Source organism: Bacillus tianshenii, from assembly GCA_020524525.2.
In the GTDB taxonomy this organism is placed as follows: domain Bacteria; phylum Bacillota; class Bacilli; order Bacillales; family Bacillaceae_N; genus Bacillus_AV.
On sequence record CP129018.1, the window covers coordinates 897,521 to 920,668 of the forward strand.

Genomic DNA, 23,148 nt, shown 5'->3' on the forward strand with positions numbered 1-23,148 from the left:
ATGTCGCTCAGCCTGATTTGTGGGCAATGAATAAGGGTATAATAATACAAGCTGTGTTTTCGGGAGGATGTTTGAATGGCATTATTTAATTTATTTTTGATTGCACTGCTTATTGCACTGACAGCCTTTTTTGTTGCGTCAGAATTTGCAATTGTTAAGGTGCGCTCAACGAAAATTGAAGAAATGGCGGCAGACGGTAATAAAACAGCACAGGCCGCTAAGAAGGTTATCGGAAATCTAGACGGCTATTTATCAGCTTGTCAGCTCGGGATAACAATTACATCACTCGGCCTCGGTTGGCTCGGGGAACCGACTGTTGAAAAGCTGCTTCATCCTGTGTTTGAATCATTTGAATTAAATCCGTCAGTCGTGTCTGTTCTCTCATTTGCAATTGCCTTCTTTGTCATTACATTTTTGCATGTCGTTGTAGGGGAGCTAGCTCCGAAAACAATTGCAATTCAGCAGGCAGAAAAGCTGACGCTGCTAATCGCAAAGCCGATGATTTTCTTTCACAAGGTGATGTACCCATTTATTTGGCTGTTGAATGGCTCAGCCCGCGTGATTACAAGCATGTTAGGCTTCAAAACAGCTTCTGAGCATGAAGTGGCACATTCAGAAGAAGAGCTCCGGATTATCTTATCAGAGAGCTATAAGAGCGGAGAGATTAATCAAGCTGAATATAAGTTTGTCGATAAAATATTCGAATTTGACAACAGGATTGCCAAAGAAATTATGGTCCCGCGTACCGAAATAATTGCAGTCGATGAAGAGGACTCTCTGCAAGCAAATGTGAATCTAATGCTTCAAGAAAAATATACGCGCTTTCCAGTTATGAATGGAGATAAGGACCATATTACAGGGGTTGTCAACCTGAAGGAGATCTTAAGTGACTTAGTTTCAGAAGACGGCATTGAGCAAAAAAAGATTACGCAATACACAAGACCTGTTATTCAAGTGATTGAGTCCATTCCGATTCATGATTTGCTTGTGAAGATGCAGAAGGAGCGGACACATATGGCAATCTTAATCGATGAATATGGCGGGACTGCAGGGCTTGTAACGGTGGAAGATATTTTAGAAGAAATCGTTGGGGAAATTCGCGATGAATTTGATATTGATGAGAAGCCGTACATTGAACGAATTGATGAACAGACAATCATCGTAGACGGGAAGACATTAATTGATGATGTGAATAAAGTTTGTCAACTGAACCTAGATAGTGAGAATGTCGACACGATCGGCGGCTGGCTTCACTCTGAGAAAATTGACTTGCAGGAGCAGGAAGAAATCCATAAAGATGATGTCACCTTTAAAGTGTTAAAGATGGATGGAAGACATATTGACTCTGTAAAAATTTCAAAAGCGAAGACAGTGCAGAAGAGTGAAAGTGGATATAGCGGGTAGAGTTGTGCAGAAAAAGAGCCCTCAACGTTATAAGCTGAGGGCTCTTTTGAATTATTTTCGTTTATAATAGTACATTACACGGTCGTTAAAAAGGTGGAGTTCACCTTCAAGCTTCTTAGCTAGGAATTTGCAAAATTCATTTGCTTTTCCTTTATCCCCGTGCGTCGACTCATCTGGAAGCGCTACTTGGATGTAGGAGAGAGGTGGTTCTTCCCCTGTTGTTTCTTCTGTTCCAACGCCAACAAGAATATATTCATAACGATCTTCAATGCCTTTTAAGTAAAACCATTGTCCTTTTGCCTCAGGTTTTTGCTTCATTTCATATGGAAACGCTGCCCCATCATACTTCCAGCTCAGCTGTTTGCCTGTTTTGCTTGTAATATCTTTATAATAGTAGAATAAGTCCTTTACTTCTTCTAATGTAATTTCTTGCTGCTTCGAGCCTGGTACAAGCTTAATATATGCACTTCCTGCCATGAAAGGTCCCCCCTAATCAATAAAACGTTTTCAATCCATTAATATCTTAGCACTCTAAACAAGAAATTGACAACTGTTTCAACAATTGTGGAGCTTGGATTCTTTTAACCTCTTAGCGTTCTAGCAATCTAATGAAAAAAAGCTACACTTTTTCCAAAAAAAATAAAACTTGCATTTTTTCGTAATTTAATATACAATAAATTCAGAAAGTTAAGAAAACTAGAATGGGGTAGTAGACGCCATTCACTAGGGGGTTTTCGGAAAAACGTAATTTTAAAGGAGGAGGACTATAGGATGATGGAATTTCACAAGTTTTATGAAGAGCATGAAAATGTAAAGGTACGGTTTGTTGGTTTTTCAACAGATGATGTCCGTTATGATTTTGGGATTGTCTATACGAACATGTTTTTTGGAAAGCCACTAGTCATTTGCATGCAGACAGGTCGTTCTTCTCTATTAGATGCTGAAGATGTGAAAGATTTAGAGTATATTCAGCGCGCATTCCGCATTGCAACTGAACAAGAGGCAATGCATCTTGCCGAGTTTTTCTTAGACACACTACCAACCCCACAGCTCGGGGCACAGTACGATTAATAACTGAACGGAAATGGAGAGGCATCTTTTTGAGAAAAGAGGCCTCTTTTTCTATTTGCGAGTGCGAGGGGCGGTGTCGCCCCTAGTCGAGCCGCCTCCGCTTTCGACGCACAGGATGTGCTAGTGCAGGCGTTGTCACAGGACGTGACGCTCTTAACCGACGTTCCTTTTAATGCACCGAAAGCAAAAAGCGGCTTTCTCTGTGTGAAGGCTCCAGCAATCGGACAGCCTAAACACCTTTCTCCGCTTTTCTATATTATTTCTGGATTTCGAAGATGTCTTCGAGTTTGTTGCTGATGTATTGTTGGGCATCGGTGACGCCTTGGTTGTAGAAAGTGGGGGCGATTTCTTGCATGATAAAATCTAGAAACAACGTGGCAGCAAGGTCGCCGATTTCTTCGTTTCGCTCCTCATAAAAGTAGTTTTTAATGCTACGTTGTAATTCTTCTTTTGTCTCGGTTGATAAATTGTAATCTTTGTTCATTTGTTCTGCCTCCTGCTCTGTTATCGATATAAATTCAGCATAAATAATCTATCAAAGAAATACAATTGAAAATGGATTTAGCCTCTATTCATTGAGCATAGCTTATTAAGGTCCATCATTCCTTTAAAAGAAACAATTAATGTTTTTGCCTATTTTTATTATGTTATACAATTTAGGGGTTGACGAATCTAATGTGACATATTATTATTAAGGCAACATAACATTAAGCGTTTACAAAACTTATTAAAGGGAGATGGAACAATGGGTATCATCGTTTGCCAATCATGTGAAAGCACAATCGAACATTTTGAGGACGAAAAAGTATCGACACTTTACGCAAAGTGTGACGGCTGCTGCGACGATGAAGACATTGATGAATAACAACATAACCTTAAATTGAGACGAAAGCCCTTTCCCGGTCGTGGGAAAGGGCTTTTTTATTTAGGTTATACTTAAATCGCAAAGGGTTGGGACAAATCTCATCTTTCAGAAACTGTTTCGTTTGATTATAATCATGTTGAATAGTTGCTTTAAGGTAAAGAGGGATGGAAATGAGAAGCAGGCGAGTGATTAAACGAAAAAAGAAGTCACGGCGTTTAAAGCGACGGATCTTTCTCTTTATGGTGCTGGTTGTTCTTTGCTTTGCAGGAATTATACATGTGGGCAATCTGTTACGAGAACAAGCCGTAGGTGTCCAGCCGTCAGGGAAAACGGTTAAGATTGAAGAAATGCCAGAATATGTGTCAAAGGCATTCGTAGCCGTCGAAGATGAACGTTATTATTACCACTTTGGCGTCGACCCAGTTGGTTTAGCACGGGCAATACGGGCAGACATGGAAGCGGGAGGGTTCGTTCAAGGCGGTAGTACGATTACAATGCAGGCGGCACGGAACATTTATTTATCACATGATAAGACGATTATGCGCAAAGTAAAAGAAATGATTATTGCCATTAACCTAGAATGGTATTACTCGAAAGAAGAGATTCTTGAAATGTATATGAATCATATTTATTTTGGAAGCGGCAATTACGGAATAGAAGCGGCTGCCAATGAGTACTTTGGCAAAACAACTACAAAAAATAATAGCAGTCGCGAAGTGCTTACACCGCAAGAGGCTGCAGTGCTCGCCGGGATGGTCAAAGCTCCTGAATATTACGCAAACAATCCCGAAAAAGCAGAAAAACGCGGCGAAGTTGTCTATAAGAAAATGGACAAGCTAGGCTATCTTCCAACAGAATAAATGAACAACCCTGCGGCTACGAATCACCGCAGGGTTTGTTTGTCTTCCGACGCACAGGACGTGCTAGCGTCGGTGTTGTCACAGGACGTTTCGTTCTTAACCGACGTTTCTATTAATGCTCCGAGGCAAAGAGCGCCTCTATGCATGAAGGCTCCAGCAAACAATATTTCTAAGCGGCCCGCCTCCGCTTTTCTTATTTAATAGCTCTGTGTTCTTTGATGACGCGGAGGGTTTTTAGTTGGTCGTCTTCTGGGCCTTGGACGGGTAGGCCTGCTTCGTAGTTTTCTGCGATGTAGCTTAGGTTTGTTTCGGTGATGATTTCGCCTGGGATTAGGATTGGGATGCCTGGCGGGTAGATCATCACGAATTCAGCGATAATGCGGCCTGCTGATTCTTCGAATGGTACGATTTCTGTTTCGGCGTAAAAAGCATCACGCGGCGATAGGGAGAGAAGCGGGATGTTCGGTACGTGGACATGTTTCGCTTCACGCACTTCTGCTACATCTTTTCGTTCCTCTGAAAGCTTTGTTAATGCTTCAACAAGCAGGCTTGTTTCGGTTTCGCTGTCTCCAGGTGTAATAATGCAAAGAATGTTATACAAATCAGACAGTTCAACTTCAATATTGTAATGCTCGCGTAACCAAACCTCGACATCATAGCCTGTCATACCGAGATCTTTAATAGAAACAATCAGCTTTGTCGGGTCCATATCATAAGTTGATTTCGTTCCTAAAATTTCACGTCCCGCACAGTAAAGGTGTGGGATTTCGTTAATTGCACTGCGTGTTTTTTCTGCTAAGTCAATCGTACGTGATAATAGTTCATGCCCGTTTGTTGCAAGTTGCTTTCTTGCAGTATCTAATGAAGCAAGCAGCAGATAAGACGTTGATGTCGTCGTCAGCATGCTGATAATGGATTGGACACGTTCCACTGAAACAAGACCTTCACGTACATTTAGAATGGAGCTTTGTGTCATGGAACCGCCAAGCTTATGCACGCTCGTTGCCGCCATATCTGCTCCAGCCTGCATTGCAGAAAGAGGCAGGTCTTCATGGAAGTGGATATGAACTCCGTGTGCTTCATCAACCAGCACTGGTACGTCGTATGAATGGGCAATATCAACGATTTCTTTTAAGTTTGCTGAAACCCCGAAATACGTCGGGTTAATGACAAATAATCCTTTTGCATCAGGATGTGCCTCCAGCGCTTTCCGTGCAGAATCGACGGTAATACCGTGTGAAATCCCTAAATTACGGTCAATTTCAGGATGAATAAAAATTGGCGTCGCACCGCTGAAAATAATCGCTGACATCACAGATTTGTGCACGTTACGTGGAACGATAATTTTCTCTCCTGGGGCACAAACAGACATAATCATCGTCATAATAGCACCGCTTGTTCCTTGTACAGAAAAGAAGGTATGATCTGCGCCAAATGCTTCTGCGGCAAGTTCTTGTGCTTCCTTAATCATGCCGTGTGGATGGTGCAGATCATCAAGTGGCCCGATATTAATCAAGTCAATTGATAAAGCATTTTTTCCGATAAAGTCACGAAATTCAGGGTCCATTCCTGCCCCTTTTTTATGGCCTGGAATATGGAACTGGACTGGATTTCGCTTTATATGTTCTAATAAGCCGGAAAATAACGGCGTTTTCGTTTGTTGCAATTTACGCACACCTCATTATTTCAAAATTACTGCCTAATAGATAGGCATAAAACAAATGAATTATAGCACCTGGCGAATGGCTTGCATAGATAAATTTTTCAAGATTGAGTGATTCTTGCTTCTACCATAACAGGCAAATGCAATTTGACAAAGGAATTTGTCGTTTTGAAGGCGAATAGTGGGAGAAGGGGATTATTTTTTTAAACATTCGAACAAAGGGAGGACTATGAAATGAATTGGGAGACACGCGTAACGAAAGCACTAGGGATTCAATATCCGATTATTCAAGGAGGCCTTGCCTATCTTGCCTATTCAGACTTAGCAGCAGCGGTGTCGAATGCTGGTGGCTTAGGGCAAATTACGGCAATGTCATTGCCTTCACCGGAAGCTTTGCGTGAGGAGATCCGCAAAGTTCGTGAAAAAACGGATAAGCCGTTTGGGGTAAACTTTGCCATTGGACAGCACGGCCGTCCATTTGAACATATGTTAGAGGTTGCGATTGAAGAAAAGGTTGAGGTTGTCTCCATGACAGGCGGAAACCCAACGCCGATTTTCAAGCAATTAGAAGGTACTGGTATTAAGAAGCTTGTACTTGTGGCAGCACGCCGTCAAGCTGAGAAAGCAGAAGAGCTTGGTGCAGATGCGGTTATGGTTGTCGGCCAAGAAGGTGGCGGACACTTAGGCCGTGATGATATCGGTACGATGATCCTTGTACCGCAGGTGGTTGATTCTGTTTCGATTCCAGTTATCGCATCAGGCGGGATTGGTGATGGCCGCGGATTAATGGCAGCGCTTGCACTTGGCGCAGAAGGAATTGAAATGGGAACACGTTTTATTGCCGTAAAAGAATGTGTTCATGCACATGAGGCTTATAAGCAGCGTTTAGTTGAAGGAAGTGAAAACGATACTGTAGTGATTAAGCGCTCACTCGGAGCTCCTGCACGTGCTGTTTCAAATGAGTGGACGACACGCATTTTGGAAATGGAAAAAGGCAACCCAGGCTATGAAGGGCTAAGGGACTTCATCAGCGGCAAGGCAAACCAACGCTACATTTATGAAGGAATTGAAGAAGAAGGCTTCGGCTGGGCAGGGCAAGTCCTCGGCCGTATTAAAGACGTGCCGACGACACAAGAGCTGTTTGACCGAATGATCGGTGAAGCAGAAGAGATTCGAACGAAGTGGAGTGGCAATGTTCCATCTAGGTCGTTATAATAAGGAGAGAGTATCCTTATAAGCGTGGTGAAAAAGATGGAATATTCATATCCAATGGCGATTGACTGGGACAAGCAGGAAGTGATCGATGCGATCGGTTTCTTTCAATGCATTGAAAAAGCATATGAAAAAGGGATTGAGCGCGACTTGCTGTTAGCAGCGTATCGTCGTTTCAAAGAAATTGTTCCAAGTAAGTCAGAAGAAAAGCAGCTGTTCCGTGAGTTTGATGAATCGGCTGATGTATCCTGTTATCATACGGTTAAGAAAGCACGCGAAAGTGAAAGCGGTATGAAAATTAAAATGTAACAGTGACGTCCGTTTCCTTCTGTGGAACGGGCGTTTTTACGTGTTACACGTTTGCTTTCACGCTTAAAAGTAGCATATGATTAGATTGGATAAAATGAATGCTTTGAAAAAGGATGGAACAGCATGCGGAATCTTTTACATTTATCGAGAAATGATATACGCAGCTTATGCGGAAATCAACGTATTTATAATAGAGGAGAGACCTATTGGGAGATGGATCTTGCCGAGATCGTTAAGGTTGAGCCTGATGGTACATATATGGAAGCAGTTGTGATGGGGAATGAAGACTATGAAGTGACTGTAGGAATGAATGGATCGCACATCCATGCGGACTGTGCTTGTCCTGCATTTGAAACATACCCGTCATGGTGCAAGCATATTGTCGCAGCCCTCTTAGAAATGCATGAATTACACAAATACAATGAACTACAAGCCTATTACAGTGAATCAACAAAGCAGCTTGGAAGCTTTGAACAAGCTCGCTTAAAGCAAAAAACAGATGAAATCATTCAATTGTTCAAAGGTTATAACGAGCAATCTCAAAGCTATGAAAAAGGAGAAAAGGAAACACTTCTTGTTGAATATCTCGTCAAAATGGTTTTTACGGCAGGTCAAACGATGCTTGGAATCGAGCTAAAGGTCGGACCGAAGCGGCCATTTGTCGTTAAAAACATGAAGCAGTTCCTCTTAAGTGTAGCTGAGGGGCGAATTCACCATTTCACGAAAACCTTTACGTATGAACCAGACGTTTATCAATTTCAGCGTGAGGATGCGGAAATTTTGGATAAGCTCGTCCATATCGTACGAAATGAATCATTTTATAAACAAGCGGTCTATTTTCCGATGCTTGCTGAGCAAAACCATCGTTTGTTAATCATTCCGCCGTTTGCTGCAAATGAAATTTTTCCGAAGCTTAGCAGCCGCCCTGTGAAGATAGAAGATATTGACGCATACGGGCATACACTGCAGTGGCAAAAAGGCCTTCCGGAGCTTGACTTTCAGCTGGAGCAAACGGATGATGCAAACTTCTTATTAAGCGTCCGGTCCTTGCAGGATATGGAGATTATTGACCTGTACGGCTACCTTTATCATCACGGTTGTTTATATGAATTAACAGAGAGTCAGCTGCAAATGTTGAAGGATTTAAAGGAAACCATGCCGTTTCAAGGGGAATTAACAATCGCACCTGAGCAGATGGAAGGGCTTGTGTCCAATGTGATTCCAGCGTTAAAACGGCTCGGTACTGTTTCGATGAGTGAAGGTGTGTCACAACAAATCAAAACTCCGCCGCTTCATGCGAAAATCATGGCTGATATAGAAGGTGACCGGTTAACAGCCGACCTTCAGTTCCAATACGGGGAAACGACGATCCAGCCGTTAATTCATACAGATGTCGAGTATGAAGAAGGTGCGATTCTGATGCGTGACATTGATAAAGAAAACCGCCTGCTTCGCTTAATTGAAACAACCCCGTTTAAATGGAACGGCCGGGAGCTATTTATTGAAGGGGAAGAGCAGATTTATCAGTTTTTGTATGAGTCATTGCCAGACTTACAGGCGAAAGCGGATGTTTATTTAACACAGTCTGTGAAGGACATCTTGTTTGATGATGAGGTTCCTGAGACGAATATTGACCTTCAGCCATCATCCCGCTTATTAGAAATTAACTTTAATATGACAGGCATCGACCCAGCGGAAGTGGAGACGATTTTAAAATCAGTGGTCGAAAAGAAAAAATATTATCGCCTTTCTGACGGTCGTTTTGTTTCATTAGAGCGAGACGAATTTCAGTCTATTCGCCATCTATTTGAAGAGCTGAACTTAAAGAAATCAGAAATCAATGGGGAGAGATTAGAGCTTCCAGCGATGCGGGCCCTTCAAGTAGAAGGTGTAGCAGCTCAAAGCGGGAATGCGATGAAAATCGGCAAGCAGTATCGCAGACTTCTTGATAATATGAAGCATCCTGATAACTTGGATTTTGAGGTGCCAGACAGTTTACAAGGAACAATGCGGGATTATCAGAAAGCAGGCTTTCAATGGCTGAAAACACTTGCGTACTACCACTTTGGCGGCATTCTAGCAGATGATATGGGGCTTGGGAAGACGCTTCAGAGTATCGCGTATATTTTATCAGAGAAAGAAGCTGATCCAAATGGAACGGTATTAATCGTTGCACCGGCTTCTCTTGTGTATAATTGGCAGAATGAGTGCCGGAAGTTTGCGCCGACATTGCGCGTAGGGGTAGCCGCAGGCGATCAGACAGAGCGAAAGGCGGTGCTTGAGGACCTATCGAATGTTGATGTTCTCGTCACCTCATACCCGCTTATCCGTCGTGATATCGACCTCTATCAGCATATACAGTTTGCATCATTAATCCTTGATGAAGCACAAGCGATTAAAAATGCCCAAACCCAAACGGCTCAAGCTGTCAAGCAACTGAAAGCCGTACAGCGCTTTGCGTTAAGTGGTACACCGATTGAAAATACACTTGATGAGCTATGGTCGATTTTTCAAACGATTATGCCTGGCTTCTTTCCTGGAAAAACAAGCTTTAAAAAGCTGTCACAAGAGAAGATTTCACGAATGGTGCGGCCATTTGTTTTACGAAGGATGAAGAAGGAAGTGCTGAAAGAGCTACCGGATAAGATTGAAACGACGAATATCACTGAGCTAACGTCAGAGCAGAAGACACTTTATCTTGGATATTTACAGCAGATTCAGCAAGAGACGAAAGAAACTCTTCAAAGCGGCGGCCTACAGCGAAACCGAATGAAGATTTTAGCAGGGTTAACACGGCTGCGGCAGCTTTGTTGTCATCCAGGCATGTTTTTGGAGAATTATACGGGAACGTCAGGTAAGTTTGAACAGCTCTTGGAACTGTTAGAGGAAGCGCAACGCTCAGGGAGGCGTGTGTTGATCTTTTCACAATTTACAAGCATGCTGGCGATTATTAGGCAGGAGCTCGACCGTCGCGGAGCAAGTTACTTTTACCTTGATGGTCAGACACCTTCTGAGAAGCGGGTTAAGATGACCGAGCAATTTAACGAAGGTGAGCGCGATTTGTTCCTCGTTTCCTTAAAAGCAGGTGGAACAGGATTGAACTTAACAGGTGCTGACACCGTCATTTTGTACGACTTATGGTGGAACCCTGCGGTAGACAGTCAAGCTATTGACCGCGCTTATCGAATTGGTCAGAAAAATGTTGTACAAGTGATTCGGCTTATTACGCACGGGACAATCGAAGAGAAAATCTATGATTTGCAGCAAAAGAAGAAAGCGTTGATTGAAAATGTCATTCAGCCTGGTGAGACAATGCTTTCCAGTCTTTCGGAAAATGAAATTCGCGAGCTGTTAAGCTTGTCGGCTGGGAATGATTAGGCAAAAATGCTTAATATCGAGGATTGAAGATTAGATGTGGTGGGAGCTGGGAAAATAAGTAGTATCACGTTGCGGAGGTGAGAACCGAAATGCCTTGGACGAAAAATGACTATCCTTCTTCCATGAAGAACCTTCCATCCGATGTGCGAAACAAAGCAATTGAAATTGCTAACTCTCTTGTTGAGAAAGAGGGGATGGAAGAAGGCCGCGCAATCGCGATTGCCACTTCTCAGGCAGAAAAAAGTGAAGGTGACAATAGTGATGCCGGTGATAAGCTGATCTATCATGTGCAGCCGCAGGATGAGGAATGGGCTGTAATGAAAGAAGGCGCAAAGCAAGCAAGCTATACATTTTCAACAAAGAATGAAGCGATGGATAAGGGACGTGAGCTCATGAATAACAATGATTGCGAGCTTATCGTTCATAAGCGTGACGGCTCGATACAAGACCGCATTAACAATGATAGTTAATGGTTCCTCCGCCGTATTTCTATACTTAATGTGAAATAGAACCACCACAGCTGTATCATCAACGAGATAAGAGGTGCTTCGGACCCATTTCTTATTGCGTGGTGATGAGTGAAAACCCACCTACTGAAAAAAACGTCCCAAAGCGGGACGTTTTTTTCACATGTTGAGGCTGTGATGCATATTTTATTCGTATACGTTTTGGGCGAGTGTATAGAGCGGTGTCAGTGTTTCGAATGTATCGGTTATTTTCTTACTGAGCTCATCTCCGCTCATTTGTACTGCATCTTCGCGTTTGATATGAATTCCACAAAGAATTTCAGCTTTCTTCACATCTTTTAAGCGGGTAATCAGTTGTTGCAAGCCTTCTTCTTCAAGCTGTCCTTGTGGTGTTGCTTCTGGCTTTGTATGGTCGCCGGACCAAACGAAATGCGCTGGAATTTGTTGGAGTACATCATCCAAATTTTCTTCAAGCTTGTGCGCGTAAGTTTGTTTGATTGGTGATTCATAGATAAGCGCATACCAGACGAACAAATGGGTTTCCCATAGGCCGATTTGAAAATGAGGCAGTTTCTTATAGCCTCGTTTGCTGGAGCCGAACGCTACCCACGTGTCATTAGGGGGGTTCTTCGTGCGGCGTGCATGCTTGGCAACGTGAGGAAACATTTCATCTCCTGTTAATGCCGATAGTGTTGGGGCAAAGTGGTCGCCAAGTGTATGTAATTTAGGTCGAATCGTTTCTTTCAAAGCACTCATGCGCTCATCAAGTCCATCAATGGTAAAGACATTGAAATCTTCATCTGTAAATCCGTTAAAGCTCATCCTCTGCTGCCTCCAATTCTTTCCGAAGTTTCTGTTAACAGTTTACCACAATTCATTTGATTCAATGAAATTTGCATGTTTGAAATAGCGAAGTTTGAGGGAAAATACAGGTAAATACTTAATTTTGTACCATTTTGAAACATGCTTGCATAAACTAAATTAACAAAACCACCACATACCACAAGTACTTTCCTCCAGAACCATTCACTTCACATTCAATAATCAGAAAATTCAGTTTTTAAGGGTTGTGTGGTTTTTCGTCGCAGCTGCTGCGACAAAAATAAGTGAAGGGGTGTATCAATGAAGCAGGTTATGGAAGTTTTCAAACGTACAAATGCAGAAAAACGAATCCCGGTTTTGCGCCTCGAAATTGACTATGAATTAGCAACCCTTTTTGATGCATTGCAAACGTCTGATGAGGAGCAAGTTCAAAAATCAAAAAAAGAAGCTTGAAACATTCCGCCAAGAAATGCTTCGTTTAGAGGCATAATGATAGGCAGCGGCGAACCTTTCTATAAAGGGTTCGTCATTTTTGTGCGTCCGGATGATTTTTCATCTGGGATTCCTTGGCGTATAATGAGATCAATACCATCGTATACATAAGCGATACTTTTGATAGAAATGGGGTTTTGCATGTGGCAAATGATTGGCAGAAAATTTATAAACAAACAAAAGAATGGGTAAGGGAAGCCGGCACACGAATTCGTGCGTCATTCTCTGAAACCTTAATGGTAGATTATAAGCTGAATCCATCCGACCTCGTTACAAATATGGATAAGCAAACAGAACAATACTTCATCGCAAAAATAAAAGAACATTATCCAGAGCACCGTATTTTAGGAGAAGAAGGGTACGGCGATATCGTCGATACAGTCGATGGAACCGTTTGGATTATCGATCCGATTGACGGAACGATGAATTTCGTACATATGCAGCGTCACTTTGCCATCTCAGTTGGGATTTATCACAATGGGGAAGGCATCATTGGGATGATATATGATGTGGTCAATGACGAACTCTACCATACGAAAAAAGGGGAAGGTGCTTACAAAAATGATGAACAGCTGCCGATGCTTGGGGAAATTTCGGTTGATAAAGCTGTTGTAAGCGTCAATGCAGGCTGGGTCATCCCGAACTCTCGAATTGAGCCGCATATTTTACCTCCGCTTGTAAAAGCACTCCGCGGCACACGTTCAATGGGGTCTGCTGCGATTGAAATGGCTTATGTTGCGTCTGGGAAGATCGATGGGTATATTACGCTTCAGCTCGCGCCATGGGATTATGCTGCCGGGAAAATCTTAATCGAGGAAGTCGGCGGGAGAGCGACGAACGTAGCAGGGAAACCGTTAAATGTCCTTGAGAAAAGCACCGTTTTCGTCGGAAAGCCTGGATTGCATGAACAGATCGTTAAGGATTATTTATTGAAATAGAGAAAAAACTTTTGTTGACACGTTTTTTTATCCATGCTAAACTTTCAATCATGCTCAAGTCACACAATTACATACGACGAACTCTTATCAAGAGAGGTGGAGGGACTGTGCCCTGTGAAGCCCGGCAACCGTCATGCATAACGAACTATGGATGAAATGGTGCCAATTCCTGCAAAGCAGATTGCTTTGAGAGATGAGAGGAAGGATTATTTTAGAATAGTAAACCTTTCTGCTCATCGCAGAGAGGTTTTTTGGTGTTAGACGAAGCATTTGAATACGAACAGGTCGCAGCAGAAGAAGGTGGTTTAAAATGATTGAATTAAAACAAATTAAGAAAGTTTTTTCAACTAGCAGTGGTGATGTCCGCGCGGTTGATGATGTGAACTTAAAAATCGAAAAAGGCGAAATATTCGGGATTATCGGATACAGTGGAGCAGGGAAATCGACGTTAATCCGGATGCTTAATAAGCTTGAAACGGCCTCAAGCGGCGAAATTACAATTGCTGGACGTAATATTTCAAAGCTTGAAGGAAAGGGCCTGCGTGAAGCAAGACAAGAGATTAGTATGATCTTTCAGCACTTTAACTTGCTTTGGTCACGCACTGTACGTGATAACATTGCCTTTCCACTTGAAATAGCAGGTGTATCGAAAGCAGAGCGGTTACAACGTGTCGATGAATTAATCAAGCTTGTTGGCTTAGAGGGACGCGAAGATGCTTATCCATCTCAATTAAGCGGCGGGCAGAAGCAGCGTGTCGGCATTGCCAGAGCACTTGCGAATCGGCCAAAGGTGTTGCTTTGTGATGAAGCAACTTCAGCATTAGACCCGCAGACAACCGACTCCATTCTTGACTTACTCGTTGATATTAACGAAAAGCTCGGCTTAACAATTGTGCTGATTACCCATGAAATGCATGTTATTCGAAAGATTTGTCATCGTGTTGCCGTGATGGAGAGCGGTAAAGTTGTTGAACAAGGGGCTGTGCTTGATGTGTTCCGCAAGCCGAAAGAAAACATTACGAAGCGGTTTGTCAAACAAGTAACAGAGCCTGAAGAAACGAAAGAAACAATCGAACATTTACTAGAGCAGTATCCAAACGGAATAGTCATTCAGCTTACATTCGTTGGCGAAGAAGCGGAAAAGCCGCTTATCACACAATTAATCAGAAAATTTGAATTAGATGTAAATATCGTACAAGGAAAAATTTCGCAAACACAAACAGGTGCTTATGGAACGCTGTTTGTCCATTTAGAAGGTGCGAAGGAAGAAGTCGAGCAAGCCATTGCCTTCATCGTAGACAGAAAAGTAGAAGTGGAGGTGGTTGAACATGCTTGAGAACGTAAAGTGGGAAAAGGTGTGGGAAGCCACGCTTGAAACATTATATATGACAAGCATTTCTGTTGCTGTTACTTTTATTCTCGGCATTATGCTTGGGCTATTGCTTTTCTTAACAGCGAAAGGGAACTTGTGGGAGAATAAATTTTTCTACTGGATTACAGCAGCAGTTGTGAATGTGTTCCGTTCAATTCCGTTTATTATCCTTATTATATTACTAATTCCGTTTACGAGGACGCTTGTTGGAACGATTCTCGGAGCAAAGGCGGCACTTCCAGCCTTGATTATCGGTGCAGCCCCGTTTTATGCGCGGATGGTTGAAATTGCCCTGCGTGAAGTTGATAAAGGGGTTATCGAAGCAGCCCGCTCAATGGGGGCAAAGACAAGCACAATTATTTTCAAAGTACTTCTGCCTGAATCAATGCCAGCGCTGATTTCAGGAATTACGGTTACAGCAATTGCACTTGTCGGCTATACAGCCATGGCAGGGGTAGTCGGTGCAGGTGGGTTAGGAACACTTGCATACTTAGAAGGCTTCCAGCGCAGTCATAATGATGTGACGCTTGTTGCGACAGTGGTGATTCTGATTATTGTCTTTATTTTGCAAATTATCGGTGACACACTGACAACCAAAACCGATAAACGCTGATTTGTTGGACGTTTAATCACACTACAATGATTTGTTTACTATGTTTTAACATATAAAAAAGAAAAGGGAGAGAGATAAAATGAAAAAGTTTTTATCGATTCTATTTGCTGCACTTTTATTAGTAGCATTAACAGCGTGCGGCAGTAGTGAAGACGCAGCGCCGGAAGAAGGCGGCTCAGAAGGTGAAGAGTCTAAGAAGCTAGTCGTTGGCGCATCGAACGTACCGCATGCAGAAATTTTAGAAGAAGCAAAGCCGTTATTAGAGGAAAAAGGCTATGAGCTTGAAATTGTAACATTCCAGGATTACATTTTGCCAAACAAAGCACTTGCTGATAAAGAAATTGATGCAAACTACTTCCAGCACATTCCTTACTTAGAAGCACAAAAAGAAGAGCATGGCTATGATTTCACAAATGCAGGCGGCATTCACATTGAGCCGATCGGCGTCTATTCACAAGAGTATCAATCTCTTGATGAACTACCAGAAGGTGCAACAATTATTATGAGTAACTCGGTCGCTGATCATGGCCGTATTTTGACAATGCTTGAAAGCAAGGGATTAATTACGTTAGAAGAAGGCGTTGACAAAACAAGCGCTACTGTTGATGATATCGCTGAAAATCCAAAGAAGCTTGAATTCAAAGCAGACGTTGAAGCAGGACTACTTCCACAAATCTATAAGAATGGTGAAGGCGATGCTGTATTAATTAACACGAACTATGCAATTGATGCAGGCTTAAATCCGTTGGAAGATGCGATTACGATTGAAGGCAGTGAATCACCATATGTGAACGTAATTGCTGTTCGCACTGGTGATGAAGAGAAAGAATCAATTCAAACATTAGTCGATGTATTACGTTCAGAAGAAATTCAAACATTTATTAAAGAAGAATATAAAGGTGCGGTTGTACCTGTAACTGAATAAATGAAAGAAGGCTCATCCCATGTTGAGTGGGGTGAGCCTTTTCGTTATAGCTTTCCTTCATCACGGTATTTCTTTTTTGTCTTAAAGCCAAGCCCCATAAAAGTAATTGCAGCGAGTATAAATACGATAATGCCGACAATGCTTTTTGCGCCGATAGCAAATCCGACAGCTATAAAGCAAGCCGTTACAGCTAAGGCGTAGCCAAGCAAAGGCCATTTGATATTTTGCACAGTCATTTCCCCCTTAACCGATGGACGATCTGTACTTCATCATAACAGAATTTTTTGAGTACGGACAGAGAGGAATAATCGTCTTTCGTCACTTTTCGAGTTTAAGCAGACATTTAACCGCAAAGTATGATATACTTGTCTAGTTATGAACTCGTATTGAAAATTTAGGAGTGAATTTTTTTGAATAAACGATTAGACTTACGCAACATTGCGATTATTGCCCACGTAGACCATGGGAAAACAACATTAGTAGACCAATTACTTCACCAATCAGGTACATTCCGTGAGAATGAACAGGTTGCTGAACGCGCGATGGATTCAAATGATATTGAAAAAGAGCGCGGCATTACAATCTTAGCGAAAAATACAGCAATTAATTACGGAGATACCCGTATTAATATACTGGATACACCAGGCCACGCAGACTTCGGAGGCGAAGTGGAGCGTATTATGAAAATGGTTGATGGTGTACTCTTACTTGTTGACGCGTACGAAGGCTGTATGCCACAAACACGCTTTGTTCTTCGCAAAGCATTAGAGCAGAATTTAACGCCTGTCGTTGTTGTGAATAAAATTGACCGTCCGGCAGCTCGCCCTGCAGAAGTTGTCGATGAAGTGCTTGAGCTGTTAATTGAGCTTGATGCAAATGACGACCAGCTTGAATTCCCTGTTGTATATGCTTCAGCTCTTAACGGGATTTCAGGTACAGACCATGAAAACCTTTCTGATAATATGGAGCCTATCTTTGATGCGATTCTTGAGCATATTCCAGCTCCTGTCGATAATAGTGAAGAGCCGCTTCAGTTCCAAGTTGCGATGCTTGATTACAATGATTATTTAGGCCGTATCGGAGTTGGACGTGTTGTACGCGGAACGATGAAAGTTGGCGACCAAGTTGCTCTCATGAAGCTAGACGGCAGTGTGAAGAAGTTCCGTGTTACAAAATTATTCGGCTTCCTCGGCTTACGCCGCGTCGAAATTAATGAAGTGAAAGCAGGCGATTTGGCTGCTGTTGCAGGAATGGAAGAAATCAACGTTGGCGAAACAGTTTGTCCTGTTGATCATCAGGATGCATTGCCGGCGCTTCGTATTGATGAGCCGACACTTCAAATGACATTCCTTGTGAACAACAGTCCATTTGCTGGCCGTGAAGGAAAATTTGTAACAAGCCGTCAAATTGAAGAGCGTCTTCGTTCTGAGCTTGAAACAGATGTGAGCTTGAAAGTTGAAAACACTGAATCACCTGATATTTGGAAGGTAAGCGGACGTGGTGAGCTTCACTTATCGATTTTAATCGAAAATATGCGTCGCGAAGGCTACGAGCTACAAGTATCGAAGCCAGAGGTTATCATCCGTGAAATTGATGGTGTGAAATGTGAGCCTGTTGAACGTGTTCAAGTAGATGTGCCAGAAGAGTTCACGGGTGCTGTTATGGAGTCACTTGGCGGACGTAAAGGCGAAATGGTGAACATGGTCAATAACGGAAACGGCCAAGTTCGTTTAGATTTCATGGTGCCTGCCCGCGGCTTAATTGGATACCGTACGGAATTCTTAACACAAACGCGCGGTTATGGTGTGTTAAATCATTCATTCGACAGCTATCAGCCTCTTGTATCAGGTTATGTTGGCGGACGTCGTTCAGGTGTACTCGTTTCACTTGAAAACGGAAAAGCAACACAATATAGCATTATGGCGCTTGAAGACCGCGGTGTCATCTTTGTGGAGCCTGGTACAGAAGTATACGGCGGTATGATTGTCGGTGAACATAACCGTGATAACGACTTAACGGTTAATATCGTTAAAGAAAAGCACTTAACAAATGTGCGTTCTGCAACGAAAGACCAAACAACTGTCATTAATAAGGCTCGTAAGCTTTCACTAGAAGAATCATTGCAATTCTTGAATGATGATGAGTATTGCGAAATTACGCCTGAGACAATTCGTCTGCGTAAGAAGATCTTGAATAAGAGTGAACGTGAGCGTGCTGAGAAACGTAAGAAAATGAGTGAACAAGAGTAATTTTCTTGTTCTGTGTGTTAGGATGAAAGAAAGAATCTACAGGAGGCGAACTTAGATGGAAGTCAGTGTAGTCGAGCGTTTGTCGTTCTTCGCCGCCCTTTTTAAAGTGGATCAAAATCCGGAACAAGGGATGTTATTCTTATATTTTACAATCTTTGGATTATCAATTCTTGTTTATAAATTAGGGTTTGCGAAGAAATTGCCTGTTCTCAAAAATGTCATTATCTATTCTGTCCTTGCATTTGGCTGTACAGTGCTGACATTCCTCGGTGTATTTTTGCCTGTTGCTGAAGGACTTGTCATTGCCGCACTCGTATTAGGCGTCTACAAACTACGCCTTAAGCAATCACAAAAGCAAGAAAAAGAAGCATAAGGAGGAATGTAGGTGCGATCTCTCCAAGATGCTGTATATAATTGGCTGACGATTAAAGTTGTGTACGATGCTCGTCCTGAAGATGAGTCAGCGCGCAATACGTTCCAGCTTTTCGATGACATCTTACGTGAGGATTTTCATGTATCAGAAGCAGTCGTTGAAAAGGATGACGTACTCTATAAGGTTACTTGCGTGCAAGATGGGGAAGAGAAGAAGCTGCAATTTCCAGTAGAGCTGATCGACATTATGATTACTCAAATTGAAGAACAGCCTGAGCGATATCCGAATTATGAAAAAGAGATGTAAATAGATAAAGCCCCGCATATTATTATGCGGGGCTTTCCTTGTACAAATGCCATCAAACATGCTATTAGACGGCAGTTGCTTAATCAGCTTTAATGATGTCCATTTCTGTCCAATCAAATGTTCCGTTACGAACTTGCTCACGGCGTTCTTTGTTCATAATATCAGTTGGACGGCCGCCTTTTGGCCAATCCGTTTCATGACCACCCCAAACTGGACGCTCATGCTGAAGGATATACGCTGCTAAGTCAGAAACCTGCTGGTCAGATAGAGAGTTTTCCTGGCCTACAGGCATATTGCGTTGCACGTAAGCTGCCATTTTCATAAAACGTGACATTCCTGCTCCATCATTGAACGAGTTTTCGCCCCAAAGTGCAGGTCCTGAGTTTGCACCTGTGCCAGCGCCGTCTTCACCATGACAGGCAATACAAGATTTTTTGTATAATTCCTCACCATTTGCTACATCTGGTACAGGAAGTTCTTTCTTCTTATTTAACATTCTCCACGGAATGTCTGCACCTTCAGGGATATCTTTTGAAATATAAGTCAAGTAAGCAATCATTGAACGCATTTCTTTGCTGTCATAAGGGATTTTTTCACCGTTCATACTACGGATCATACAGCCGTTAATCCGATCTTCAAGTGTAAAGATAACTCCTTCACGAGGTCGGTATTGTGGAAATTGTGTGGAGACCCCAACGAATGACGAAACATTTGAAAGACCACCATCAGCATGACAGCTTGCACAAGACAACTGATTTCCGACATAACCGTCCATGACTGTGTTTGTTTCGTTAATAACTTTTTCCCCGTATTTAATGTACTCTGTCATCGGGTCTTTTTCATCTAAGTCTTCTAGGCTTGGCGGGTTGTTGACAAGCTCGGTTGCTGTCTGCTGCTCGTTCGTTTGTTCGTTTGTTGTTTCATTTTCAGCTGGTTCCTTCGGCTGTTCTTCGGTCGTTGTATCCGAAGCATTTGAACATGCACTAATGATCAAAGCGCAGGCGAAGGCAACTGAAAGCCATAATTTTCTGCTCATTTTACATACTCCTTTCTATAGTTAGGTTCAATACCCATCTTACAGGAAAAACATGCAAAAATATTGCAGGAAAGTTAATTAATATGAGAGATATGGCGGAAAATTGGCAAATGGTGAAAAGGTGATGACTTTATTACTAGTTATTTTGGAGTAAAATGGTGACAAATTAACTATTTACAGATACTTATTTTAATATAATATTAGGGGTTTAAAAAAGAAAAAGAGCAAGTATACCTTGCTCTTTAATAGTGGTGGGTCTTTTGAATCAATTTATGAAGTTTGGCGGCGATAACTGCCTGCCAGTACAAGCGCGTAAAGAAGGTGTGCAGCTATCCAGAGGAAAATAGCGTAATAATCGTCAACAGCTGGTGTTTCCTTGATAGCAAGGATTGTTAACGGAAAATATAAAGGAATCGTCGGTATAGTGAGCAATAATGCAGTTAGATAAGGATGCTTAACAGCAATCCTGGACCGATTCAACAGCACTGCAAAAAGAAAGGCGATCATCCAAGAAATACAAAGGTGAAATAAAAATTCCACTCCTTCATTCCATTGTACATCTCCAATAACAGGAATGAAGTCGACGTTTAAAAGTAATGTATAGACTTTTTTTTCAGTTAAATTCTCTGCCCATTTCAGTAACAGGCCAAGCACAATGCCGCTTACAGTTCCTGCATAGAATGCTCTTATTAGCACATTTTACCATTCCTCATCTTGTTTTTGTTCACGATACAGCTTGAAATTGCCAGTGGCGATTCGTTCTTTCGTTCGCTCACTAATGCGGTCGTGACACTCGACACACATATACGTATGAATGGGACGGTTACGCAGCTTCTTTGCTTGCAATTTATCATCATCAATATTTTCAATTTTTTCGCATAAAACACATTTCACTCTCATCATTTCACCTCAATCAATTTAACAGTTCAGTTTGTTTAATAGGGATCTTTCTGTAAGTTCAAGTATAGCAGGAAAGAACTTTCTTCGCATTTTTTTATGTATTGTAATGAGGAATAGACAGCGTACATCTGATACATTTTTTTGCTTAAGAACAGGAAAACTAGATTTAAACATCGAAGTGAATTGATTGAGTGGCGCTTCTACCTAATAAAACATACTTTTTCTAGGTGTTTTAGTTTTAAGGAAGAGCCGAAAAAGGTATAGTAAGGAAGAGTGATTATTCGAAGGAGGATGGATGATGGCAAATCAAGTTGAACCACAATTAACAGAAGAGTTGTTACCACATTTACAAAAAGAGCGGTATGTGACAATTGCGACAGTTGACTATGAAACAAACGGACCGAACGTCAATGCAATTTCATGGGTATATGCGCCAGATGTGAAGCGCGTTTTCTTTTCAGTTGACAATCGTTCTCGTATCGTTGAAAACATTAAAAATAACGAGAATGTAACATTAACGGTCATTGCAAATGGCACAACTTACTCCATCAGCGGGGCAGCTTCTGTTAAAGAAGAAAAGATGGACGGTGTGCCGTTAAAGCTTGCGAAGATTCAAATTGATGTAAACGCTGTACGTGATGTTATGTTCTACGGAGCTGAAATTACGACAGACGTAAAATATGACAAAACATATGATCCAGAAGCAGCGGCAAAGCTTGACCGCCAAGTGATGGATGCATTGAAGAAAGCTTAGGCTTATGCCTAAGCTTTTGCTTTCTTTCGTAATGCTTTTGGAATGTAGACACAGTACGGTTCGCTTTCTAAATAATCGCCTGTCATCGCATAAGCTCTCGAGCGGGAGCCGCCGCATACATGGCGGAATTCGCATACACCGCATTTTCCCTTGTATTGGTCAGGGTCTCTTAAAGATTTAAAGATCTCTGATTCACGATATATGTCAGGCAGTGATGTTTTTCGTACATTGCCTGCTTTTACTGGTAATAGTCCGCTTGGGTAGACGTCGCCGGTGTGAGAAATGAAGACAAACCCATTTCCATCATTGACCCCTTTTGGAGCGCGACCAAGCCCGTCGATTTGTCCAGTTGTTCCTTTTTGAAGCGCATCTTCATAATGGATTGCATTTCCTTCGCTTTTACTAATGTTTTCACGCATTTTATTTTGAATAACAACACGGCGATAATGCTGGGCAGCGGTTGTTTTAATATCAAATGAAACCCGCTTTGATAAGTCATACAGCCATTGAAAGACTTGTTCATGCTGAACAGGTGAAATCATGTCTGCTTCCTGTCCTCTGCCTGTTGGCACGAGGAAGAAAACACTCCATAGCACACAGTCTAAATCTTCAATCAGCTGTGCCATTTCATCTAAGTAATCAATGTTGTAGCGTGAAATAACTGTATTGATTTGAAGCGGCATGTTAAGTTCATGCAAATATTGAATGGCATTCATCGTCAAATCAAAGGACCCGCTTGTCCCGCGAAAATGATCGTGAATGTCAGCGTTCGGGCCATCTAAGCTGAATGCCCAGCGTGATAAGCCAACTTCCTTCGCTTTTTCCATTGCTTCTTTCGTTACATTTGGTGTGGCTGATGGTGTCATGGAGACTCGTACACCCTTATCAATCGCATACTTAGCGATATCAAACACATCTTCCCGCATTAACGGGTCGCCGCCGGTAAATACGAGTAATGGATTTCCCATTGCTTGAATATCATCTATTAATGCCGTACCTTCTTCATAGGACAATTCAAGTGGGTGGCGCTTGTACTGAGCCTCTGCCCGGCAGTGAAGGCATTTCAAACCACACGCTCGGGTTAACTCCCATATCACGATAAATGGATTTTCATTGTAGTCTTGAGGAAACACGGAAAG

The 23,148-nt window shown here is 42.2% G+C and carries 25 protein-coding genes, 1 pseudogene and 1 riboswitch; of the genes and pseudogenes, 17 read left to right on the top strand and 9 right to left on the bottom strand.

Translation table 11 applies throughout. The features are described 5' to 3' along the window. Positions 1-75: 75 nt before the first annotated feature. Positions 76-1,404, top strand: coding sequence for a hemolysin family protein (locus tag LC040_04445; GenBank protein ID WLR52165.1), 1,329 nt, complete (start codon positions 76-78; stop codon positions 1,402-1,404). Positions 1,405-1,455: 51 nt separating this feature from the next. Here the strand turns inward: LC040_04445 and LC040_04450 are convergent, their stop codons facing one another. Then, a complete protein-coding gene (locus LC040_04450; protein ID WLR52166.1) occupies positions 1,456-1,881 on the bottom strand; it encodes a DUF1885 family protein in 426 nt (141 codons plus the stop codon). A 294-nt stretch (positions 1,882-2,175) separates the two neighbouring features. Between LC040_04450 and LC040_04455 the strand changes: the two genes are divergently transcribed. Beyond that, positions 2,176-2,475, top strand: coding sequence for a DUF3055 domain-containing protein (locus LC040_04455; GenBank protein ID WLR52167.1), 300 nt, complete (start codon positions 2,176-2,178; stop codon positions 2,473-2,475). 256 nt (positions 2,476-2,731) lie between these two features. Here the strand turns inward: LC040_04455 and LC040_04460 are convergent, their stop codons facing one another. Next, positions 2,732-2,959, bottom strand: coding sequence for a DUF2164 domain-containing protein (locus LC040_04460; protein WLR52168.1), 228 nt, complete (start codon positions 2,957-2,959; stop codon positions 2,732-2,734). Between the two features lie 261 nt (positions 2,960-3,220). Between LC040_04460 and LC040_04465 the strand changes: the two genes are divergently transcribed. Together LC040_04465 and LC040_04470 are read left to right on the top strand one after the other, a co-directional pair. Then, complete coding sequence (locus LC040_04465; protein WLR52169.1) at positions 3,221-3,340, top strand: GapA-binding peptide SR1P; 120 nt, start codon at positions 3,221-3,223, stop codon at positions 3,338-3,340. Positions 3,341-3,510: 170 nt separating this feature from the next. Further along, positions 3,511-4,200, top strand: a complete 690-nt coding sequence (locus LC040_04470; protein ID WLR52170.1) for a biosynthetic peptidoglycan transglycosylase — start codon at positions 3,511-3,513, stop codon at positions 4,198-4,200. A gap of 193 nt (positions 4,201-4,393) precedes the next feature. Here LC040_04470 and LC040_04475 read toward each other — a convergent pair whose 3' ends face one another. Further along, positions 4,394-5,866: an aminotransferase class I/II-fold pyridoxal phosphate-dependent enzyme gene (locus tag LC040_04475; protein WLR52171.1), complete on the bottom strand. Its 1,473-nt coding sequence runs from the start codon at positions 5,864-5,866 to the stop codon at positions 4,394-4,396. Positions 5,867-6,097: 231 nt separating this feature from the next. On the opposite strand from LC040_04475, the gene LC040_04480 reads away from it, so the two are divergent. The 4 genes from LC040_04480 (at position 6,098) to LC040_04495 (ending at position 11,232) form a co-directional block, all read left to right on the top strand. Then, positions 6,098-7,078, top strand: coding sequence for a nitronate monooxygenase (locus LC040_04480; protein WLR52172.1), 981 nt, complete (start codon positions 6,098-6,100; stop codon positions 7,076-7,078). Between the two features lie 36 nt (positions 7,079-7,114). Continuing rightward, positions 7,115-7,384, top strand: coding sequence for a UPF0223 family protein (locus LC040_04485; GenBank protein ID WLR52173.1), 270 nt, complete (start codon positions 7,115-7,117; stop codon positions 7,382-7,384). Positions 7,385-7,507: 123 nt separating this feature from the next. Continuing rightward, positions 7,508-10,762 (top strand): DEAD/DEAH box helicase, encoded by a 3,255-nt coding sequence (locus LC040_04490; GenBank protein WLR52174.1) that lies wholly within the window; start codon positions 7,508-7,510, stop codon positions 10,760-10,762. Positions 10,763-10,851: 89 nt separating this feature from the next. Continuing rightward, positions 10,852-11,232 carry a DUF2188 domain-containing protein gene (locus tag LC040_04495; GenBank protein ID WLR52175.1) on the top strand — a complete coding sequence of 127 codons (381 nt, stop codon included), beginning with the start codon at positions 10,852-10,854 and terminating at the stop codon, positions 11,230-11,232. A gap of 183 nt (positions 11,233-11,415) precedes the next feature. On the opposite strand, the gene LC040_04500 is transcribed toward LC040_04495, so the two are convergent. After that, complete coding sequence (locus tag LC040_04500; protein WLR52176.1) at positions 11,416-12,051, bottom strand: DUF1054 domain-containing protein; 636 nt, start codon at positions 12,049-12,051, stop codon at positions 11,416-11,418. Positions 12,052-12,351: 300 nt separating this feature from the next. Between LC040_04500 and LC040_04505 the strand changes: the two are divergent. From LC040_04505 to LC040_04525, 5 genes and pseudogenes are all read left to right on the top strand, one after another. Beyond that, positions 12,352-12,541 (top strand): annotated as a pseudogene (locus LC040_04505) (hypothetical protein). A 145-nt stretch (positions 12,542-12,686) separates the two neighbouring features. Beyond that, on the top strand, positions 12,687-13,481 hold the full coding sequence (locus LC040_04510; protein WLR52177.1) for an inositol monophosphatase family protein: 795 nt from the start codon (positions 12,687-12,689) through the stop codon (positions 13,479-13,481). A gap of 81 nt (positions 13,482-13,562) precedes the next feature. Beyond that, a riboswitch (SAM riboswitch) is annotated at positions 13,563-13,681 on the top strand. A 110-nt stretch (positions 13,682-13,791) separates the two neighbouring features. Continuing rightward, on the top strand, positions 13,792-14,817 hold the full coding sequence (locus LC040_04515) for a methionine ABC transporter ATP-binding protein (GenBank protein ID WLR52178.1): 1,026 nt from the start codon (positions 13,792-13,794) through the stop codon (positions 14,815-14,817). Next, positions 14,810-15,466, top strand: coding sequence for a methionine ABC transporter permease (locus LC040_04520; protein ID WLR52179.1), 657 nt, complete (start codon positions 14,810-14,812; stop codon positions 15,464-15,466). Before LC040_04515 ends, LC040_04520 begins: the two co-directional genes overlap by 8 nt. Positions 15,467-15,545: 79 nt before the next feature. Further along, complete coding sequence (locus LC040_04525; protein WLR52180.1) at positions 15,546-16,391, top strand: MetQ/NlpA family ABC transporter substrate-binding protein; 846 nt, start codon at positions 15,546-15,548, stop codon at positions 16,389-16,391. Between the two features lie 44 nt (positions 16,392-16,435). On the opposite strand, the gene LC040_04530 is transcribed toward LC040_04525, so the two are convergent. Then, entirely contained in the window at positions 16,436-16,621 is a 186-nt protein-coding gene (locus LC040_04530; protein ID WLR52181.1) for a YlaF family protein, read from the bottom strand. 180 nt (positions 16,622-16,801) lie between these two features. Here LC040_04530 and typA point away from each other — a divergent pair, with 180 nt between their 5' ends. From typA to LC040_04545, 3 genes are read left to right on the top strand one after another with little or no spacing between them, the layout of a single operon-like run. Then, the gene (typA, locus tag LC040_04535; GenBank protein WLR52182.1) at positions 16,802-18,640 is read left to right on the top strand and encodes a translational GTPase TypA; all 1,839 of its coding nucleotides are present in this window, start codon (positions 16,802-16,804) and stop codon (positions 18,638-18,640) included. Between the two features lie 55 nt (positions 18,641-18,695). After that, positions 18,696-19,013 (top strand): YlaH-like family protein, encoded by a 318-nt coding sequence (locus tag LC040_04540; GenBank protein ID WLR52183.1) that lies wholly within the window; start codon positions 18,696-18,698, stop codon positions 19,011-19,013. Positions 19,014-19,025: 12 nt separating this feature from the next. After that, a complete protein-coding gene (locus LC040_04545; protein WLR52184.1) occupies positions 19,026-19,319 on the top strand; it encodes a hypothetical protein in 294 nt (97 codons plus the stop codon). Positions 19,320-19,398: 79 nt separating this feature from the next. Here LC040_04545 and LC040_04550 read toward each other — a convergent pair whose 3' ends face one another. The 3 genes from LC040_04550 to LC040_04560 all read right to left on the bottom strand — a co-directional run bounded on the left by LC040_04550 (position 19,399) and on the right by LC040_04560 (position 21,255). Further along, positions 19,399-20,355 carry a c-type cytochrome gene (locus LC040_04550; GenBank protein ID WLR52185.1) on the bottom strand — a complete coding sequence of 319 codons (957 nt, stop codon included), beginning with the start codon at positions 20,353-20,355 and terminating at the stop codon, positions 19,399-19,401. 270 nt (positions 20,356-20,625) lie between these two features. Beyond that, positions 20,626-21,051, bottom strand: a complete 426-nt coding sequence (locus LC040_04555; GenBank protein ID WLR52186.1) for a hypothetical protein — start codon at positions 21,049-21,051, stop codon at positions 20,626-20,628. A 3-nt stretch (positions 21,052-21,054) separates the two neighbouring features. Then, positions 21,055-21,255, bottom strand: coding sequence for a YlaI family protein (locus LC040_04560; GenBank protein WLR53192.1), 201 nt, complete (start codon positions 21,253-21,255; stop codon positions 21,055-21,057). Positions 21,256-21,553: 298 nt separating this feature from the next. On the opposite strand from LC040_04560, the gene LC040_04565 reads away from it, so the two are divergent. Continuing rightward, positions 21,554-22,009, top strand: a complete 456-nt coding sequence (locus LC040_04565) for a pyridoxamine 5'-phosphate oxidase family protein (protein ID WLR53193.1) — start codon at positions 21,554-21,556, stop codon at positions 22,007-22,009. Between the two features lie 8 nt (positions 22,010-22,017). Here LC040_04565 and LC040_04570 read toward each other — a convergent pair whose 3' ends face one another. Then, on the bottom strand, positions 22,018-23,142 hold the full coding sequence (locus LC040_04570) for a TIGR04053 family radical SAM/SPASM domain-containing protein (protein WLR52187.1): 1,125 nt from the start codon (positions 23,140-23,142) through the stop codon (positions 22,018-22,020). Between the last annotated feature and the right edge of the window lie 6 nt (positions 23,143-23,148).